The organism is Halomicrococcus pelagicus, assembly GCF_050954125.1.
Genome location: NZ_JBPBWC010000020.1, coordinates 31,452 through 50,520 on the forward strand (window position 1 = coordinate 31,452; position 19,069 = coordinate 50,520).

At 54.6% G+C, this 19,069-nt stretch carries 21 protein-coding genes; 4 read left to right on the forward strand and 17 right to left on the reverse strand.

Annotated features, from left to right (window positions below; translation table 11 throughout):
• Positions 1–17 precede the first annotated feature (17 nt).
• Positions 18–1,307 carry an RNA-guided endonuclease TnpB family protein gene (locus tag ACRYA2_RS22710; protein WP_433633350.1) on the reverse strand — a complete coding sequence of 430 codons (1,290 nt, stop codon included), beginning with the start codon at positions 1,305–1,307 and terminating at the stop codon, positions 18–20.
• Between ACRYA2_RS22710 and ACRYA2_RS22715 the strand changes: the two genes are divergently transcribed.
• The gene (locus ACRYA2_RS22715) at positions 1,291–1,605 is read left to right on the forward strand and encodes an enolase C-terminal domain-like protein (RefSeq protein ID WP_433633451.1); all 315 of its coding nucleotides are present in this window, start codon (positions 1,291–1,293) and stop codon (positions 1,603–1,605) included. The two genes, ACRYA2_RS22710 and ACRYA2_RS22715, sit on opposite strands and share 17 nt — an antisense overlap.
• A 142-nt stretch (positions 1,606–1,747) precedes the next feature.
• On the opposite strand, the gene ACRYA2_RS22720 is transcribed toward ACRYA2_RS22715, so the two are convergent.
• Complete coding sequence (locus ACRYA2_RS22720) at positions 1,748–2,728, reverse strand: D-2-hydroxyacid dehydrogenase (protein ID WP_433633352.1); 981 nt, start codon at positions 2,726–2,728, stop codon at positions 1,748–1,750.
• 147 nt (positions 2,729–2,875) lie between these two features.
• Here ACRYA2_RS22720 and ACRYA2_RS22725 point away from each other — a divergent pair, with 147 nt between their 5' ends.
• Positions 2,876–3,715 (forward strand): aldo/keto reductase, encoded by an 840-nt coding sequence (locus tag ACRYA2_RS22725; RefSeq protein ID WP_433633354.1) that lies wholly within the window; start codon positions 2,876–2,878, stop codon positions 3,713–3,715.
• 183 nt (positions 3,716–3,898) lie between these two features.
• Here the strand turns inward: ACRYA2_RS22725 and ACRYA2_RS22730 are convergent, their stop codons facing one another.
• From ACRYA2_RS22730 to ACRYA2_RS22760, 7 genes are all read right to left on the reverse strand, one after another.
• Complete coding sequence (locus tag ACRYA2_RS22730) at positions 3,899–4,405, reverse strand: hypothetical protein (protein WP_433633356.1); 507 nt, start codon at positions 4,403–4,405, stop codon at positions 3,899–3,901.
• A 7-nt stretch (positions 4,406–4,412) separates the two neighbouring features.
• Complete coding sequence (locus ACRYA2_RS22735) at positions 4,413–5,207, reverse strand: ParA family protein (RefSeq protein ID WP_433633358.1); 795 nt, start codon at positions 5,205–5,207, stop codon at positions 4,413–4,415.
• A gap of 265 nt (positions 5,208–5,472) precedes the next feature.
• On the reverse strand, positions 5,473–5,799 hold the full coding sequence (locus ACRYA2_RS22740) for a hypothetical protein (protein ID WP_433633360.1): 327 nt from the start codon (positions 5,797–5,799) through the stop codon (positions 5,473–5,475).
• A gap of 669 nt (positions 5,800–6,468) precedes the next feature.
• Positions 6,469–6,699, reverse strand: coding sequence for a DUF7576 family protein (locus ACRYA2_RS22745; RefSeq protein ID WP_433633362.1), 231 nt, complete (start codon positions 6,697–6,699; stop codon positions 6,469–6,471).
• Between the two features lie 1,254 nt (positions 6,700–7,953).
• Positions 7,954–8,154, reverse strand: coding sequence for a hypothetical protein (locus ACRYA2_RS22750; RefSeq protein WP_433633364.1), 201 nt, complete (start codon positions 8,152–8,154; stop codon positions 7,954–7,956).
• 65 nt (positions 8,155–8,219) lie between these two features.
• A complete protein-coding gene (locus ACRYA2_RS22755) occupies positions 8,220–8,666 on the reverse strand; it encodes a type II toxin-antitoxin system VapC family toxin (RefSeq protein ID WP_433633366.1) in 447 nt (148 codons plus the stop codon).
• The gene (locus ACRYA2_RS22760) at positions 8,659–9,015 is read right to left on the reverse strand and encodes an HTH domain-containing protein (protein WP_433633368.1); all 357 of its coding nucleotides are present in this window, start codon (positions 9,013–9,015) and stop codon (positions 8,659–8,661) included. Before ACRYA2_RS22760 ends, ACRYA2_RS22755 begins: the two co-directional genes overlap by 8 nt.
• 341 nt (positions 9,016–9,356) lie before the next feature.
• Here ACRYA2_RS22760 and ACRYA2_RS22765 point away from each other — a divergent pair, with 341 nt between their 5' ends.
• Positions 9,357–9,632 (forward strand): DUF8118 domain-containing protein, encoded by a 276-nt coding sequence (locus ACRYA2_RS22765; RefSeq protein WP_472850137.1) that lies wholly within the window; start codon positions 9,357–9,359, stop codon positions 9,630–9,632.
• Between the two features lie 428 nt (positions 9,633–10,060).
• Here ACRYA2_RS22765 and ACRYA2_RS22770 read toward each other — a convergent pair whose 3' ends face one another.
• From ACRYA2_RS22770 to ACRYA2_RS22800, 7 genes are all read right to left on the reverse strand, one after another.
• Positions 10,061–10,204 carry a hypothetical protein gene (locus ACRYA2_RS22770; RefSeq protein ID WP_433633372.1) on the reverse strand — a complete coding sequence of 48 codons (144 nt, stop codon included), beginning with the start codon at positions 10,202–10,204 and terminating at the stop codon, positions 10,061–10,063.
• Between the two features lie 113 nt (positions 10,205–10,317).
• Positions 10,318–11,469 (reverse strand): galactonate dehydratase, encoded by a 1,152-nt coding sequence (dgoD, locus tag ACRYA2_RS22775; protein ID WP_433633374.1) that lies wholly within the window; start codon positions 11,467–11,469, stop codon positions 10,318–10,320.
• Positions 11,470–11,595: 126 nt separating this feature from the next.
• The gene (locus ACRYA2_RS22780; protein ID WP_433633376.1) at positions 11,596–12,774 is read right to left on the reverse strand and encodes an ABC transporter ATP-binding protein; all 1,179 of its coding nucleotides are present in this window, start codon (positions 12,772–12,774) and stop codon (positions 11,596–11,598) included.
• A 97-nt stretch (positions 12,775–12,871) separates the two neighbouring features.
• Complete coding sequence (locus ACRYA2_RS22785; protein ID WP_433633378.1) at positions 12,872–13,786, reverse strand: carbohydrate ABC transporter permease; 915 nt, start codon at positions 13,784–13,786, stop codon at positions 12,872–12,874.
• Complete coding sequence (locus tag ACRYA2_RS22790; RefSeq protein ID WP_433633380.1) at positions 13,786–14,721, reverse strand: carbohydrate ABC transporter permease; 936 nt, start codon at positions 14,719–14,721, stop codon at positions 13,786–13,788. The genes ACRYA2_RS22785 and ACRYA2_RS22790 overlap by 1 nt, the downstream gene beginning before the upstream one ends.
• 30 nt (positions 14,722–14,751) lie before the next feature.
• On the reverse strand, positions 14,752–16,152 hold the full coding sequence (locus tag ACRYA2_RS22795; protein WP_433633382.1) for a substrate-binding domain-containing protein: 1,401 nt from the start codon (positions 16,150–16,152) through the stop codon (positions 14,752–14,754).
• A 41-nt stretch (positions 16,153–16,193) separates the two neighbouring features.
• Complete coding sequence (locus ACRYA2_RS22800; protein ID WP_433633384.1) at positions 16,194–17,219, reverse strand: alcohol dehydrogenase catalytic domain-containing protein; 1,026 nt, start codon at positions 17,217–17,219, stop codon at positions 16,194–16,196.
• A gap of 269 nt (positions 17,220–17,488) precedes the next feature.
• Between ACRYA2_RS22800 and ACRYA2_RS22805 the strand changes: the two genes are divergently transcribed.
• Positions 17,489–18,259, forward strand: a complete 771-nt coding sequence (locus ACRYA2_RS22805) for an IclR family transcriptional regulator (protein WP_433633386.1) — start codon at positions 17,489–17,491, stop codon at positions 18,257–18,259.
• Positions 18,260–18,785: 526 nt separating this feature from the next.
• Here ACRYA2_RS22805 and ACRYA2_RS22810 read toward each other — a convergent pair.
• Positions 18,786–18,989, reverse strand: a complete 204-nt coding sequence (locus tag ACRYA2_RS22810; protein WP_433633388.1) for a hypothetical protein — start codon at positions 18,987–18,989, stop codon at positions 18,786–18,788.
• Between the last annotated feature and the right edge of the window lie 80 nt (positions 18,990–19,069).

A 19,069-nucleotide genomic window follows, 5' to 3' on the forward strand; every position in this document is an offset into this window, starting at 1 on the left:
GTGACATCCTCCCCGGCCTAAAGGCCGGGGCTTCCAACAAGAGTAGCCTCGTCATCTGAGGAGGTTTCGGAACTATACGCCGAGAGGGTCATCTGTCGGGGTTTCCGACTCGCGTCTTGGTGTTCCGTGGTGCTGTCACAGGCACTCCCATCCCGTGGCAAGTCATCGCCCGCCGATTTCACTGGCAGGCTCTCTCCCCACGGGTCTAAGCGATTTGCGATGTTCGCTGCTCCGTTGATGTCACCTTGATACTCCGACACCCAACACTCCTCGTTCGTACAATAGAACTCTGCGTGGGCGCTGCGTGAACCGAGATGGCCGCACGCATGGCAGGTCTTGCTCGTGTACGCCGACGGAACGTACTTGACCGGGATGCCTGCGTCGCGTGCTTTGTCTTCGATACGGCCCTGGAGGCGAGCAAACGCCCAGTTGTGGAGTCGGCGATTCATCCACTTCCCGTAGTCAAGGTTATCGCGGAGGTAGTCCAGGTCCTCCAACATGATCACCGAATCGTCGAACTGTGTTGCGTAGTCGACTGCCTCCCGAGAGGCTTTCTCGACGATATCCGTGAGCGCGTTCTGATAGTGGTTGAATCGCTCGTCAATCCGCCACTGGGCAGCATCTCGCTCCTGCAGTCGCTCCAAGGTCGTGTACATCTCCTTGCGGAGTTGGCGAGCACGACCGCCATCGATCAGCAGAGGTTGGGTCGGAGTATCGCGGCGGTAGGCACAGCCCACCACCAGCTTGGATTTGCCGATGTCGAATCCGACCGGCGTCGGATCATCCCCGGCATCTGGCTCGTCGATTTCGTACTCGACAGTGACATGCAGCACCCAGTTGGTGCGATGCTGTTGGAGTCGGAACTCGCCGACCGAGACATCGCCGTCGAGCAGGTCGTTCCACAACTCGCGCTGCGCGGGGTTGATCCGAAGCGGTATCCAGAACGATGTTCCTCGTCCGACCTGCGGGACGCGCCAGCAGAACTCGTGTTCGCGGTCTTCGGAATGGTCGATATTCCACCCTCGATTGGTGAACCGGACGGGGTGGTCGTCGTCCAACTCGGAAGCGTTGTACGTATTCCGGAGTTGCGGGACGTAGTTCTTGAGCGCGTCTTTGGCGTAGGACGTAAGCTCGTAGCCGGTGACGACATCGTTAACCGCCGTCTGTGTATCCGCGCCGCTCTCGAACGACTCCGAAAGCGCGCGTCGATACGTTGCCACGGTTCGCTGAAGGCGACGCTCTTTGTGCGCTGTGGGTGGCGCAAGCGTCACTTCAAGTGTTTTCGTGGCTGTGGTTTCGGCGGCCATCCGACATTTCTTATATAGCACCGGTATTACTAAAATCCTAGCCGCCGCTGCGAGCATTCCACTGGTCCCCCACGTCTGGGGGACGTCAGTAGCGCTCGCGGCAAGCCTCCATCTCCTTGCGACCGTCGACCGAGAGTCGTGGCTTGAGTTTGACCGGTCCGCCAATCCACTCCGCGAGGAACTGAGCGACGATTCGTTCACAGCCGACACCGACGGCCGCGTCGACATCCCATCTGGCCCTGGTCTTGGTATCAACCTCGATAGAACTGCCATCGATCAATACCGAGTAGATAAGTGACTCGTACCGCTTTTCCGGAATCGATCCAGCTCAGAATTGGCCTGACTGCGACACGTTCAATCTCTAGACCAATTCTACAAGCTGATCAGGGCGAGTGCCTCGGGGCGTGACCCCGAGGCAGTTCACACTGTGTCTGGCGCGGTCACTGACCAGACGACTGTACGAGATTTTCTAGCTTCTCATCGGTTCCCGTTTCACGTAGTGTTCGAACGTTGCCGGCCACGATGTCGGCCAATCGACTCCAATGCCGGGGGCTGTGGCCGGCATTATGCGGGGTTATGAGTGCATTCTCGAGGGTCCAGAGTGGATGGTCGCTTGGCAGCGGTTCAGGGTTAGTCACATCGAGAGCTGCGGCGCGAATACCATTAGATCGGAGTGCTCCAACGAGAGCGTCGGTATCGACAATCTGTCCGCGTCCGACGTTGATTAGCGTTGTGTGGGGTGAGAGTGTTTTGAATTCTTCCTCTCCGATAAGTCCCCGCGTCGTATCGCTTAGTGGGGCGGCCACGACAACGTAGTCGCTATCGGCGAGTGCCCGGTGGATCGCGTCCGATTCAAAGCCGATCACTTCGTCCGTCGGGCCGCCTTTGTCCGGTGTGTAGCGGACGCCAATGGTATCAACCTCGAATCCCTTGAGACGTTGCGTTACTGCCGTGCCGATGGCGCCAAGACCGATGATAGTGACAGTGCTGTCTTTCAATTCGTACGCCTGATAATGGCGCCATTCACCGCGCTCGGTTCGTCGTTGGCCTTCGTGGAGTCGCCGGGTGAACGACAGGAGGTACCCTAGCACTTGTTCTGCTATATTGGGCGCGTGGATACCCGAAGCGTTGGTCACTGCAACACCCATCTCCTGCATCCGCTCCAACGGTAGATGGTCGTATCCGGCGGCAGCACCGGCGAAGAGTCGGAGATTCTTGGCATTTTCGAGCAAGGATTCCCGAATTCGAGTCCCTGACACGACTGTCGTCTCAGAAATTAATTCGTGCTCCTCGGCAGGTGTACGGGCGACCTGGATCGCCGTGTCCGGGAGTCGATCACGCAATTTATTTGCGTACTGTTCTGTAGGGAGCCCGTGCGGATTTTGTCGTAGTACGGTGATGTACGGTGTGTTTTCAGTCATGGGCTTTGAGGTTCGTTGCTTAATTGCCGTATCTATGAATGACTGCCGGACCATTATATTAATATTGGTGATTAGTTACTGAATTTGTGGATGTGCGGCGTGTTCGGCCCCGAATCATTAACCCTGTAGAGTGTGAAGAAAGACGTGATGACAATACCATCCGTGAGTCTCCCGAGCGGAGACACGATGCCGATTGTTGGTGCTGGGACGTGGGATATTGAGGGCGACACTGTTCGTGACTCCGTTCGTACAGCTCTCGACACTGGCTACACGCACATTGACACTGCTGAAGGATACAGGAACGAGGCAGAAATCGGTGACGTGCTGGCTGACAACGACCGCGACGAACTCTTTCTCACCTCGAAAGTACTTCCGTCGAACCTCAATTATGAGTCCGTTCTCGAAGCATGTGAGAGCTCCCTGAGGAAGTTGAACACTGACTATTTAGATCTATACCTGATTCACTGGCCCAATCCAGCGGTTTCACTGCGCGAAACTATGAACGCAATGGAACGGTTACACGAGCAGGGGAAAGTCCGCAACGTCGGCGTCTCTAACTTCAGCGCGTACCAGCTCAGTGCCGCCGAACATGTCTCGAATATTCCGATTGCCGTCAATCAAATAGAGTTCCATCCATGGTTCCAGCGACCAGACCTGATCGAATACTGCCGTGAGACAGACGTACGCATTGAGGCTGCCGCACCACTAGCTCGAGGGGAACTATTCGGGGACGACACTATTCAGGAATTAGCCGATAAGTATGACAAGACCCCTGCACAAGTCGTTCTCCGCTGGGCCGTCGAGAAGGATGTGGTTGTCATTCCCAAATCTTCCTCTGCCGATCATATCCGAGAAAATATCGCGCTCTTTGACTGGAAACTGGACGAGACCGATCACCAGCATCTTGATGACGGTGACCGCAACCATCCTGTCTACGATACTGCTACTAGGGACTGGACTGACGACATATATGGTATTGCTCGGTAGAACTAGCTGTTGTAAACTGTTTCCGTTTGGAGTATCTACTCACCAGTGAGTGTCGAGATCTTTTCGAGCGCAGCACTATATTTTTAATTTTAGGAGAGGAACTTGATGTCGACAGAGTGAGACATAACTCAGCACTACGAAAGAACAAGTTCTTTTCCGGCTCTATAAAGTCTCGCTGAATACCTACTCTAATTCCAGTTCCTTACGCAGTTGTGGACTCTGGAGTCCAGCTCGGAAAACAGCATTGAAGAACTCCTTGTTTTTTGAGAGTTCATTGCCGTGCTCTCGGAAGTACTCCGAATCTAGATCTTTGAATTCAGGAATCATCTCCTGATAAATGTATTCGTAGAGATAGACGTTGACATTGTGGAGGTCCCGGACAGCGAACCCTTTCGCTTCGGTCTCAACCGCCATCGCTCGAATAGTGTCGCCTTTTGCTATATCTTGCGCATCTGAGGTATCTGATCTATCTTTTGTATTTTTAGTGTTCGAAGTGTCTTCGGCATCAGCGCTTCCTTCTGTATCCGAGCCATCTTCAGCACCTTGTGTGTCTGAACTATCTTGTTGATCTTCTGTATCTGTTGTATCTGACGTGGGTGACGGATCTGTTGTTTCTGAGCCTGCTCCGGTTGAACGTACTTCACTCATTCTCCATGTTTCCTCCTTCCGTTCGTCAAGATCGTCTGTCATCACGCAGTCACCTCCGTCTCTGCTGCCAGTTTCTCGTTAATTGAGAGGTAAGCGTCACGGGTATCACTGAGCTTCGCCGGGTCTTCATGCTGGAATACGGAAACACCGTTGTTCCACGCTCGACGGATAGTACACGCTCCGGCACCTGGAAAACAGGGTATGGAGCATCACTGAAGAACTCTAGCATCTCTTTCGTATCGTTGTTCGGTGTGCTTTCAACTGAGTTCACTATGATACCTTGGATCTGTATCTGATCTATCTGACCGCGGAAGCTCGACTCTAGATAGTCGATTTCCTCGTTCATTTTCTCGATTCCCCGGATGCTACGACGAGTTGGTTCAACCGGGATCACCACGTTCTCAGCTGCTAGCAAAGCGTTATCCAGTATCTGCGAGAGGTCAGGTGGACAGTCAATAATAACGTAATCGTAATCCGTCTCTAGTTCGGCTAGTGCGAGTTTCAGCCGCATCTCGTTATTTGCTACCTGCGTCAGCAGCATATCCTTCAATGCATCCATCGCCTTGTTCGACGGGATGACGTCGAATTCCTCGTGCTCTTCGATGATGTCGTTGATCTCGTTGGTCCGGGATGGGTCAATCATCACCTGATGTAAGCTCGGGATCTTCTGGTTATACAGCTCGCGGAACCCAACGCCCTCCGTAGCAATTCCTTGTGAGTCAGCGTCAACGAGGAGGACATCGGGGTCAAGCTTGTTCAACGCTCCGGCGACGTTGATTGCGGTCGTTGTCTTCCCGACACCACCAGCCTGATTTGAGACCGTAATATCTGAGTCATGTTCCAACTATATCTGACGTATCTTATCTCTAATCCCATAATAGTATGTCAGGCGTATCTAATGTATCTTCTATATCTGAGCTAGCTGCTATATCTGAGGAACACTCTATACTATACAGACCCACCATATCTAAAGGAGCTATTATATCTGAGGCGGTTTCTATATTATAGAATACCAATTATATCTGAGGTGCCTGATGTAACTGAGTTATCTTCTACGCTATAGAAGTGGGTTATATCTGATGAATCTGCTGTATCTGAGAAAGGATTCGTTACTCGTCGAACAGGGTGGAGACACGGGAGCTGCTTTGTCGCAAGGCTTCTTCTACGAGCTCACGGCAAATATCTAAACTATACAGGTAGTAGCTGCCGCCGTGGATTCCATCATTCCGTTCGTCGTGCTGGATGAACCCCTTCAATCGGAGCTGGCTTATACGGTCGTGGATTGTCCGGTCAGACACTATGTCAGAATCCACTCTCTCCGCGACAACTTGGTACCGCTCATAGATATCCGAGCGTTTGCAGGGTATCTCGTCTTCAGCCTCTAACTGCAGCAGCGAACACAATGTTAACTCACTATGAAGATGAAGACAAGCCAATGAAGCATCGTTACAAAGCTTGCTTTGGGAAGCTTCTCTGATGGCTGAATGGGACGAGACTCTCCAAGCACTGCTTGCTATTCATCTTAACAGTGTAATCGAGTTATTCTTGGCGAGACTAATCCAGTGAGTTTTCGGAGATGAACTAGGGAGTACATTAGCTTGTAGTTTGTGACAGGTGATTCTGTCTGTTCACAACTGATTTGTGGATTCCCTCGCTACTTGTTCGTGCCGTGGTACCGCCCCACAAATAGACCGCTTCAGGTACGTCCGCCTGTCACGTTTTGCCCGAGCAGACGCGCATCTATCGTCTGCTTTCAGTGCGACCCATTCCGCTAGGGAGTCTGTGCTATGAGGAGGAAGACTACAGAATTACTTCTTGGTGAAGACAACGAAGAATACTTCCACTTCTTAGCATCAGCGTAGCTCTATAGACAAAATGAGTAACGAGTGACGATCACTCTCACCTCTAATAAACAATACAGCTTCACTTTTACCCTGGTTGGCTCACGCCTTTTACGATCGGGAATAAACAGTGGACTGCGGTCGCAGTGACAGACCAGACGACACCGCCGCAAGCCATCCTAAGCCTCGGCATACCCAGTCGTCTTTGTGTTCCTCTTGTTCTGTCATCCCGTTCCTTATCCCAGAATGGGAATTACGGAATGACTATCTGAACTCGGACAGACAGTCGGCGTCACAGAGTGGATATTGGCGGAATACGGTCTCTTCATCGTCTCCTAGTTGAATCACAGAGACACACTTATGTCGGTGATGAAGCTGAATCGCTGCGCCACAATTCGCGCAGGACGCGGTCTCTGGTTCAGAAAGGACACGGGTCGAAGCGTGTTCAACTCGCTGGTCTTCGTCTGATGGTCGTCGTTGGGATGCAAGGGTCATGTACGGGCACAATGGTACAGCACGAGTATGAAACAAGTGACCATGACACGTTTTGCCAGCGAATGAGTAGTAGCGCAGTTGGCTGCAGCGGGATAGGGGTCCCTATCGCAGATTTCCTCTTGGAGAGCTTCAGCGAACTCAGTCCTGTTAGTAGCCGGAGAGCCAGTGGTGTTCTCAATCGCAGTCCACGAACCTAGGTCAGAGTCTCCTATAGTCAGCGCATACCGAGAGAGCCACAACAAAGGAGGTCGGTCGTCGCATGAGCGATATTTCAAGTGGCTCAAATGTCTCGTTCGGTGACTACGGCTCCGTGTTCTATTCTCCCTCAACTGACTGAAGCATCCACAATTGTGTTTTCCTTCGTCGCAGAGTACGACACAGGGTTCACCAAGAGTTGCAGAATTTGTTCTGAAACAGCGACATCGATCTCGATTTTTTCACTGCGTCCTACGGGACTGCTGCAAACAATCGGCCGCCTCGGACCGTTTCCAGCCGTCACCCGACGAGAAGATTCGCCGTGGTCCTAGTACTACGTGACGCCGACTACCGGATTAATCGCATGACTGCGATACGACACTAACCGAGCAAACACCCCCGCCACTCGTCGATCTAGTACGTACAGACTTTCATAAACTGGGGGTATTCCAGAAGAGAGGTTCGTCTTCGTCTCCAAGCTATCTAGGCGAGGGGTCGAGGTATATTTCACACCTAAGCATAAGTATTTACATGGAGATGCGGTCATCTCACATGGCGAGGGCATCCGAACGAAATCACGTACGACTGACCACCGCCATCAACCGTTCTGTCACCCTCGCTGTCTCTTTGCTCCAACTTGACTCACTACCTTATACCAACTCATTTGATACAACTCTTCCCGCCAATCCCCGGCATAATCTGATGACACCCCGGATTTCGATGCCGACCCATGAAAACAAATACGGCGTTGTGACCGAAGATCGATGAATCGTTGAGGCCCTACACGATTCAAGGTACGTATCTTGCACGCCACATTTCTATGACCCCGTTACTAACGCAATCCGCGATTGTTCTCGGTCTAATTATTTAGCCCCAGGGGAATAGTGATCCAAGAGAGCTGAGTGCGTCCGAGACGGAATTAGCAAGTTTGTTCCGATGCTCTCAGTGGAGCTCTTTCCGATGCCCGAAGGCGCATCGAATCTCCATTTCTGCCTCTTTCTGTAACATGTGGAGACGTAGTTTTTCTGCCTCGGTTAGTGCCTCCCTGTCCGCGTTCCCTTAATCCAACAAGAATGCCCGTGCGGGGCCTTGGACGGCGCTTTCCTCGGCGGGAAATATCGCCTCAAAGATTTGGGCGTCCGCGCGCATCCCGAACTCTTGGTTATACAGGTCGTCGATGTCACAATTCTTCAACCGCTCGTAGTCGTAGATTTCCCGCACCCGGTCGGCTATCCAGTCAATCTCCTTTGTCTCACACAAGTGCGGAGACGATGCTCGTGCACCAGCGGCTACCGACGATTCAAAACTCCGACCACACCCACTGCCTATTCTGGAAGGTGGATATCTGCGGGGACGCGAGTGAGGCCGAGTGTCGCGAAGTCACTGTCGAAGGCGAAGATATGATCGATCTCGTATTCGCGCGCTAGCACGGCACTTGTGTGGTCAACGAACGTGATTTGCTGGTCGTAGCGCTCGAACTCGTCGCAGGCTGCCGCGAAAACTCCAGCCCCGACCGGTAGAATATTGAAACTTTCTGAGCGCCGGATCGTCTGGAGAACATCAACCGCTGTGTCGTGATTGACTTTCCGGCTGGTCAGTGTTGCTAACTCCGATAATACGTACCGACTTGTAAACAACGGCTGGTAGAGAATTGCTTCACGACGGAGCGCGTCAAAGACGGATTTAGCTGTTTTGTGCTGTCCAGCACGCGTGTTCACCCAAGCGAAGAATGCGCCAGTGTCGATGAAGAGCGGCTGTGGCTGGTCACTCATCGGTATCGCCGTACAGCACGTCGTCGATCTCTTCCTCGGCAACGGGCTCACCGGCTGTCGGTTTCAGCGACCAGAACGGATTATCTGGATTGATGCCGCTCGGTTCACTTGACTCCTCCCCAATCCACCAGATAACAGCGCCGGCACCGACTTTTCGTCGTTCGATTACGCCCTGCTCGTGGAGTTGAGTGAGCTTCTGGCGAGCGGCTTCGGATGAGCAGTCAAGACGCTCGCCTAGTTCCTTGGCCGTAACAACTGGGTCACTGGCGTTCCGCATGGCTGTGAGTACCGTATCTAGCGTGAGGGTCTGGACGTAGCGGCCTGTTTCGTCGTTCCGTTCTCGACTCATGTCGTAGTGTAGATGTTCGTTCACCCTAAACCTATTGGTACGCGACAAATGGGGCAAGGTTTATTGCCATTTTCCACGAAGCAATTGGAACGGAAGAATGGTGCCCTCGGGCGTGTTGAAACGCGCCGGGTGCGCCAACACCCGGCACCGGTCTTCCGAAATGAGGCTCAAAAGACCACGAGTACGAAACCGCCTACGGACCTTGAAGTTGACGGGAAGGCACAGAAACGCGCGCAGTGGGAACAGTTCAACTTCGACGCCAAGCCCCCAGCCAGGTCGAAGTAACTAATGAGAGCCATGAGAACCCTGCTGAGCATCAATACGTCGTCTCGTTGGACGACGTGACCGACGACCGGATGGCGTGCACTTGCCCGCATCACGTGCACCGCCACGCTCACTGCAAGCACATGGCCGCCGTCGAAGACGCGACCGCCGACGGCTCCCTCGACACCTTCTCCGCTGACGACGACGCGAGTGACGAGAGTGACGATGGGGGGCGCATAACTGGCCCGCACGTCGGCCAGGACAAGTACGGCAACATCGATCATCGCTACTGGCGCTGCAAGCACTGTAGGACTGAGACGACCGACAAACGCGCACTCGAGTACTGCTGCTAACTCCCTCTCTTCCTGTTTGTATGACTCGTCAACAGATGCTTCCGGACATTGCCCAACAGCGCACGCTCACCGAAAGCATCGACGAGACGACCGATGACTGTGACGTCTCCGATAGCGCGCCGAAAACGCAGGCGGCCCTGCTCGACCGAGCGCGAACGCATGCGGCCGCTGTCGCTGCTGCTGCCGCAAGATTCGGTGATCTATCATCGACGCCCTCGGCGCTATCGTAGTCGCAGACAGGATCGATAAGCCACGCTACTGATGCCTGTGAGAGCGTTCCGATCTCCCTTCTCAAAGGACGTCCGCATCGTCTTGGATAGCCTCAGTTGTCTTCTCAAGTTCACTGAGACGCTCACGGTCGCTCGCACGCTTTTTCTCGGCGGGATCGCGGTCCTTTTTGAGCGTCTCGACCTGCTGCTGGAGATCGTTTATCCGGTGTCCTTTGCAGCAACCGTCTGCTCAAGGTCTTCGATTCGCTCGGTCAACGCTCGCATCTGTTCGATTAGTTCAGCAACAGGTGCATCCGCGTCATCTAGGGCGTCCGCGACACGGGCCAGGTCGGCATCACTCATTGATCGCCACCTCCGCTGGTATCTGCGGTGTCTCACCGCTAGGCTTTTCCACGACCTGATTCGATCACACTTGCGACGAGGCCAGCCAGTCACGCATACTCGGCGTAACGCACCTACCATTCAGCGATCCCTCCATCTTCGTGATGCCAAATCGGATTGTGCCAGTTCACGTTCGTCTTTGCCTGATCGCGCACGTAGTCTTCGTCAACCTTGATTCCTAATCCAGGCTCCGTTGGACATGCGACGTAGCCGTCTTTGAACTCGAATATTTCGGGATCTTCGAGGTATTGGAGGCCGGTGCTCTCGGAGGGGTCATGCAGGCTGAGATCCTGCTCTTGCATGACCGCGTTTGTGGATGCAAAGGCGGCTTGAAGACTTGCTGCGAATGCCACTGGGCTTAAAGGACAGTGGGGGATTACGCTTACGTCGAATGCCTCCGCCATTGTCGCCACCTTTCGGAGTTCGGTGATTCCACCGACGTGGGTCACGTCGGGCTGGATGACCGATACCGCGTCTGAGACGAGCAATGGTTTGAAATCATACCGGGAGTAGAAGCGTTCTCCAGTTGAGAGTGGAACGGTCGTTCGATCGGAGAGATCTGTAAGCATCTCCGAGTGCTCAGGGAGCACCGGCTGGTCGATGAACATCGGATTGTATGGTTCAAGTGCCTTGACAAGTTGCGATGCCATCGGTTTCGAGACACGACCGTGGAAATCGACGCCGAGGAGGAGGTCATCGTCGACTGCATCGCGAACGGTCGCGACGCGCTGTCGCGCCTGTTCTACCGTAGCCGGTGTCTCGATTGGGCTGAACTCCGCAGTCGCATTCAGTTTGAGCGCCTTATATGCCTGGTTCCGCCGTTGGATAGCTTGCTTTGTGATTGACTCCAGCTTATCTCCCCCTATCCACTGGTGAACCATAATTTGGTTCCGGACCGCCCCACCGAGTAGTTCGTGAACAGGGGCGTCGTAGTGTTTACCCTTGATGTCCCAGAGCGCGTGGTCGATTCCCGAGAGAGCACTCATGAGGATAGGACCACCACGATAGTATCCTCCCTGATACATTTTCCGCCAGTGGTACTCTGTCCGAAGAGGATCCTCACCAAGGAGGTGTAGTTCAACCAGCTCTTCGACGGCTGCCCGAACGGTCTGAAGCCGCCCCTGGATGATCGGCTCTCCCCATCCGACAAGGCCGTCACTTGTCTCCAGTTTGAGGAGTAGCCATCGAGGTGGGACGGCAAATAGTTCGTAGCCCGAGATTTGCATGTGGTCGGCACTAGTGGTGAAACCATTTGAAACACAAGGCTGCTACGTATGAGCCAGATATAACATCAAATAGTCAATCGCCGATCCGCGCGGGAACGAAGATATACAACAAAAGGCGTCTGGGAATCAGTCGGCCTCGGCGCTCACGTCATGGTCAGGGATTCGCTGGGAGAGTGCCTCTTCGGCATCTTCGTTCAATTTCCGCTGGTGGATTGTCTCGCCCGACGTTGCATCGAAGAGATGGATGTCGGCGGGTGGAAGGTGCGCGTTGAGACGCTGTCCCTCGGTGATGGGTCGCTGGCCGTCGACTTCTACGACGAACGTCTCCTTGCAGTCCTGGTTGACTGGTTGGAGGTAGACGTACGAAATACTCCCCATCGGCTCAACGACGTCGACAACCACCTCGAACCCGTTTGTGTCGTCGGAATCCTCGAAGAGATCAATATCCTCGGGACGTGCTCCCAACGTTGCTTTGTCACGCCCGTCGAGATTCGACTGCATTCGTTTCGAGAGTTCGTATGTGAAGCCATCGGAAGCGAATGTTCCGTTTTCGATTTGGCCCTCAAAGAAGTTCATCGATGGCGACCCAATAAACCCGGCAACGAACTGGTTAGTTGGCCGGTAGAAACACTCGAGTGGTGTACCGACCTGCTGGAGTTCGCCGTAATTGAGGACGACGAGTCGGTCTCCCATTGTCATCGCTTCCGTTTGGTCGTGGGTGACGTACAGTGTGGTGACACCGAGTTCATTCTGGAGGCGGTTGATCTCGGTCCGCATTGTCGTCCGGAGCTTCGCGTCGAGGTTCGACAGGGGTTCGTCCATGAGGAACACGTTTGGGTCACGAACGATAGCTCGGCCGAGTGCGACCCGCTGCTGCTGTCCGCCGGAAAGTTCACCCGGACGGTCGTCTAGGAGTGAGTCAATGTCCATCATCTGGGCGGTGGACTCAACCTGTTGCTCTATCTCCTGACTATCGAGATCTGTCGACATCTTCAACCCGAACGACATGTTTTCTTTGACGGTCATGTTCGGGTACAGCGCGTAGTTCTGGAACACCATCGCGATGTCTCGGGCTCGTGGTCCCAGGTCGTTGACGATAGTGTCGCCAATGGCGATGTCGCCCTCCGACTGTTGTTCAAGTCCCGCGACTGTCCGCATCAGGGTTGACTTCCCGCTTCCAGACGGTCCGACGAAGACGACGAACTCGCCGTCTGCAATCTCGAGTGAGACATCGTCAACGGCGACGACCGCGTTGCTGTCTTCACCGAAGCGCTTCGTGACGTTGTCGATAGTGATTCTAGCCATTAGTGGGTCTCCGTGGCACGGCTGTTCGACCCCGCCGCAGGGGTATGATTAGCGAGCGATTCACATCGTTCGTGTATCATCTGCTGTCCAGTCGAGCTCATTCTTTGATCACCACACCGAAGCTGAGGCCTGCAGCGAGGTACCTGTTGACCGCGACGACGAACACCAGCACCGGGATGATGACCGCCGTTGAGGCGGCGGCAAGCAGCCCCCACTGGATCTGGCGGACGCCAATGAACTGGTAAACCTGCATCGAGACGGTGACAGCGTTGTTGTTCGTCAGTACGAGACCGAATAGGAGTTCGATCCAAGCAAAGATGAAGCTAATAATCGCGACGGAGAAGATACCCGGCTTGGCTGCCGGGAGAACTACTTTCCGGAACCCCTGGAATTGAGTTGCTCCGTCGACACGCGCGGCCTCTTCCAGCGTCTCGGGGATGCCGTCGAAGAACGCCTTCATCACCCACACTACCAGCGAGATGTTGATAGTGATGTACATGAATATCATTCCGATGCGCGTGTCGAACAGGTTCAGCGCCCGGAAAATGACGAAGAACGGAATGACGACGGCGATGGGCGGAAGCATTCGCGAGGAGAGGATCCACACGAGAACGTCTCGCTCCTTTGGGATATCGTACCGCGAGAGAACGTACGCCGCCGGGACGCCAATGAGCAGAACGGCTATCACTGACGTGGACACCATAAAGAGGCTGTTGGCGAACGCGGCGACAAAGTCCGACTGCTGCAAGAGCTGGAGATAGTTGTACACAGTCGGCAGGAAGATCCAGTCTGGAGGCAGGGCGATCGCCTCGCGCGGCGGCTTCAGCGACATGGAGACGATCCAGTAGATCGGGAACAACACTATGAACGACCAGACAAGAAGGAGAGCGTGACGCCCACCCTCGACAAGCCGTTCGCGAGTCTCCTTCGAGAAACGATGAGAGGGTTTCGTAGCTTCGATGTCGTCGTCAACTCCGACGGTTGCGTTCGTATCTGCGTCGGTTGTCGCCATCAGTCCCACACCCCCTCGAACCCGACCTTCGCGATGAGGACGTTGCACAGCGCGACGATGACGACAAGGTACACGATGGCGATGGCACTGGCGACACCGAGGTTGACGAACCTGAACCCCTGCTCGAAGATATTGATGCTCACTAGTTGAGTGGCGGTGCCCGGCCCTCCACGTGTGAGGCTGAATACCATCCCGAACGTCCGGAATAAGTCGATCAGGCGGATGAGGGTGGCGACGAACACCACTGGCTTCATGTATGGGAGGATGACGTGAACGTAGCGTCGCCACATTGGGGCGCCATCGACCTTCGCGGCCTCGACTAGGGTGTCAGGCACTGATGAGAGACCAGCGTAGAAGATAATGAACATGAACGGCGTCCAGTTCCACGTGTCAATTAGGATGACGGTGAGCAAGGGGATTTCGGCGAGGAAGTTCGGTGCTGTGAACGGCGTCGTCGTCTGGATGAGGTAGGGGACGACGCCGACTTCAGCGTTCAGCATGATGCGGAAGATGGTCGCTAGCGAGACCGGTGCGACGGCCATCGGCAGGATGAACGCAATGCGGTAGAACTTTTGCATCCGGTCGGATTTGACGCCCGCCACTAGCGCGGCGAGAATGAATCCGATGATCGTCTCCAGAGCCAGCGCACCGCCGACGAACGCGATGGTGATAACGAACGAGTGGACGACGCCGGCACTGGTGAAGGCCGTCTCGTAGTTGCTTAACCCGACGAACGTTCCGATGGTTGACGGACTCGTCAGTTCGTATGCTACGAGACTCATATAAAGGTCGTAGACGCCAGGGAAGATGGTGATGAGCAGCATCACCAGCACCATCGGCGTCATGAACCAGTACGGTAGGTACTCGTTCCACAGTTCGCGCGCCCGTCTGAGGCTGATGCCTCGTGCAGTTTTGGTTTGTTCTTGGGTACTCATACGTTGAATGATGATGATTAGTATCTCTTGTTAGACGGTATATGATTCTTCAGCCAGTTTAGCCGCCTTGGTCATGGCCTTAGTCGGGGATTGCGAGCCGCCGATGGCCGTTTGAAGCTCCTCGGAGTACTTCTGTCCCCACGTCGGGTACTTCGGATCGAACGGATCGGGACTGGCCGATTTGAGCGACTTGAGTGAGACCGAAGCGAATTCGTCGCCGACGCGTGAACGGAACTCCGAATTCCCCCAGACCGTCTGTCGGACGGAGAACGCTGCGTCGCGATTGAGGTGCATCCAGCGATTCGTCGGCTGTGATGATGCCCACAACATGAAGAGGAACCCCTCCTTGGAGTGCTGGGCGTTCTTCGAGGTGGAGAGTTGCCATGTGTAGGCATTTGGAGCGAACTGTCCGTCACTGGGAGCCGGCGTTTTCGTGATACCGACCGTGTCAGCTACGTCGGAGGCCTCGGGGTCGGTAAGCCCCGGCCAGAACAGGTTGGCGTCGGAGACGATGTGACCGGCGCGTCCTGACTGCATCGTCGAGAGAACGTCCGACCACGTCTGGCTGGCAGCGCCCTGTGGGCCGTACTGCTGGAGCAGATTTACGTACCATTTCGCGGCGGTCTTGGTGGCTTTGGTGTCGAGTCCTGAGTTATTTGGATAGTTGGTCCAGAGCTGTCCGCCGAACTCGCGGAGGAATGTGTTCAGGATGTAGATGTTCATCCCGTACCCTTTCTGTCCGCGCCCGACAGTCCCGACGATGTTCGATTCGTTCTCGTGAATAGTCTTGGCGTTCTCCACGAACCCTTCGAGGGTTTCTGCGACCGAGAGGCCGTGTTTCTTGTAGAGGTCCTTCCGGTAGAACTGGGTCTGGACCTCGACGGTTATCGGGATGCCCGTCCACCGGTCAGTGTAGCCGCCGCCGTGGGCCTGCCATCGGGCGGCTTCGAATATATCGTTTGGTCTGTACCAATTCTCGTCGTATAAGCTATCGTCGGCGAAGTACGTGTCCAGGGTTTGAAGCCAGTTCGCTTGACGGAACTGGTTGACGACTTGGTCCATGAAGAACACGTCGAACTTTCCGGCGCCGGTCGAGACATCGGTAAGTCGCTTGGTCCGGAACTGCTGTTCCGGCAGGATGTTCCAGATCACGTCAATGCCGGTCAGTTTCTCGAACACCGGCACGGCTGGCTTGATCGCCGATACCCAAGGGTGCTGGACCGCACCGATATTGATCGTGGAGCCCTTGAACTGTTTCCAATCGATGTCCGCGTCGTACTTACTCAATGGGATTACGAGCTCGTCGGGAGGACTGTTGGTTTCGTTGTTCGCCCCCTGTCCGCCACCGCGCGTACAGCCGGCGAGTGCGGTGCCGACTGCGGCTCCTCCGGCCGTCTTTATCAACGTCCGTCGGTCGTATTCCTCAGTCATATTATGTCTTAGTTTACTGTTGTGCTTATTCGTCGTGGATGCTACCGATTCGGGTAAATCATCTTCTTCAGTCCCTCGCTAGCCTCCATTTGCGCAAAGGCGTGCTCGAGCCCGTCGAGGTCGAACTCGTCGGTGATGAGTGTGTCGACGTCGATTCGACCGTTCTCGAGCAGCGTTACAGCCCGTGCGAACGTCCCCGGGGTAAGCGAATAGGTGCCAATGATCTCCCGTTCCTCGTAGAACACGTCGAACGGGGGGATTTCGACCGTTTCGTTCTCCGGTGGAACACCAAAGACAAGCGTCCGACCGCCCGGTCCAGTCAGCGAATAGGCCTGTTCGATCGTCTGCGGAAGGCCGACTGCCTCGACAGCGACATCGACATCGCCAACGAGATCTGGAACCGTCTCCACTAGATCTGTCTCAGTTGGATCGAGGACATGATCTGCCCCGACTTCCAGTGCGGCCGTCCGGCGGTCCTCAACCGGTTCGGAGACAACGATTGGTCCGGCACCGCTTGCCTGGAGAAGTTGAACGAACAGGAGGCCGATTCCTCCGGCACCAACGACAACGACGGTCTCGCCGCTCGTTAGGTCGATCTGGTCAACTCCGTTAATACAGCAGCCGAGCGGTTCGGCGAGCGCTGCCGTCCGGTAGTCCATTTCGCCGACACGTTCGACGTTTCCAACCGGGACCGACACGTACTCGGCGAATGCGCCGTCGATGATGTGTTTGGCTGCACCACCAATAGACGTCAGATCACGGCAAAGATTTTCTCGACCGGCCTTGCACGCCTGACACTCGTTACAGGGAATCGACGGGTTGATCGCAACTCGGTCCCCGGTCGTGTAGTCGTTGACCTCCTTGCCGACAGCGACGACTTCGCCCGCACTTTCGTGTCCAGGCACCATCGGGTAATCGATGGTGAGCGATCCACTGTACATGTGAAGGTCCGTCGTGCAAACTCCACAGGCCTCGATTTTGACCAAGACCTCGTCTGGATCTGAGCTCGGTTTCTGCTTCTCTACGATCTCTATCGTCTGAGCGCCTGTCAGATTGGCTGTTCGCATGCTTCGATGTCTATCGCGGCCAATCCGAAAGATGATGATAAATGTTTCGCAGCGAAATCGAATACTGTGCTAATAGAGTCTGTATGCGACGAAATCGGCACTTCTGAATCGTTTTCCAGAGCGAAACAGATTTTGTATTGTGCCCGAAAACATATGTAGTAACTATAATTGAGTTTGCATACGACAAGTCAAACACTGTACCGCTAACATATCGTTCTTCTCTGAGAAACAAATACTATATAACCACGGTACACAATAGCATGGTATTGATGAGTGAACGGAGCTCGAAAACGGTCAATGCAACCGTGAACTCCTTTCAGATTCTTGAGAAGCTTGTCACTGCCGACCGAGAAATGGGAGTCACAGAACTCGCCGAGTCAGTCGATCTCTCGAAGGGAGTCGTCCACAAACACTTATACACACTCTCAGAATTGGGATACGTCAAGAAACAAAATCAGCGCTACGCTCCTTCGTTCGGCATTCTCGAACCAGGTGATAAGACACGGCGTCAGTATCCGATATACAGCGCCGCTAGACCCCATGTAGACAATCTCGCCAGGTCGACCGACGAAGCCTCAATGCTATTTATTGAAGAAGAAGGGGCGGGAATTCCTATCTATATTGCTACTGGCGCTGGTTCCTGGTCGCCAGAGTACTGCTGTGGCGAGCGCCTTCCACTCCACACGTTAGCGCCCGGAAAAGCGATTCTCGCTTCGATGAACCCACACCGAGCCAACGACATCATTAGCGAACGAAGTGAGAAGCCGACCGAACAGTCTATCACTGACCCGGACCGCCTCAGGGACGAACTCAGTACAATCCGAGAAAACGGGGTCGCGTTTTCCAGAGAAGAACAGTCTACCGAGACCGTCGGTGTCGCCGCGTCGGTCAGTCTCAACGAACGCGGGCCAGCAGCCGCCATCGCCGTTTCTGGTCCGGCCGACCGACTGTCAGGTCGCTATCTCGAAGAAGATATTACTGGACAAGTAATCAGCACTGCAAAATCGATACAGGTCGATCTATCGAAGTCAACTAACTAGCTTACCCTTAGACGGTTAACCACGTTGATTTTGAGAACGGAATCTGGGTCATGGCGGAACAAAATCTGTTCGTCAACGACCTCCGTCCATTCGACGGCAGGATGTTCGCTCAGTGCCATTCATAATGTATGTACTAAATCGTCGGACATGCACGTTCGATGGTGCAACGACCATCCAATACGAACCCTCGCAGACGACCCACGAATTCGTGGCTGGCCTCGACAAGCAGACGGGAACGGGCGAGGCGATGCTCCGGATACGAGTGTGAAGGAGTCAGTTTTGACGTGACCATCCGGGGTTACAACGGACAAATGGAGTAGGAGGCGGAGAGAGCGGAATTCTGCCGCTACAAAGTATAAAATTCCCCTGGGGTCTCATCCGAGAGCCACCGGGTAGCCGCACTCTGGCGTATCGCACTCGGCCCAATGGAGGAAGGGCCCTTAGGAGCGATTATGACGCCCTGTGTGGCCTGACATACGGTTGTGTTACGGTCATGGCGTAATATCGGACTCTCAATCGTCGCTAGTCAAGCGACGACCTGCCGTAGCTGCTCCAGCACCAAGTAGCGCACCGAGTGTGCCATGGCGTCAGTGTCCGGCGGCAGTAGCTCGGTGACCTCCGCTATTGGGCCGAGGATGAGTCCGAGCACCATCGGTGTGAGCAGATAGTCCTCCGCTCGCATCACGTAGCCGAGCAGGCCAGCCCCGATCGTAACCCAGACGTCGATCATGTTCGACCAGAGTGCATACGCACCGATCCGCGAGAGAACACAGATAGCCGGCGGGAAAGTCGATAAATCGCGCCCAGAAG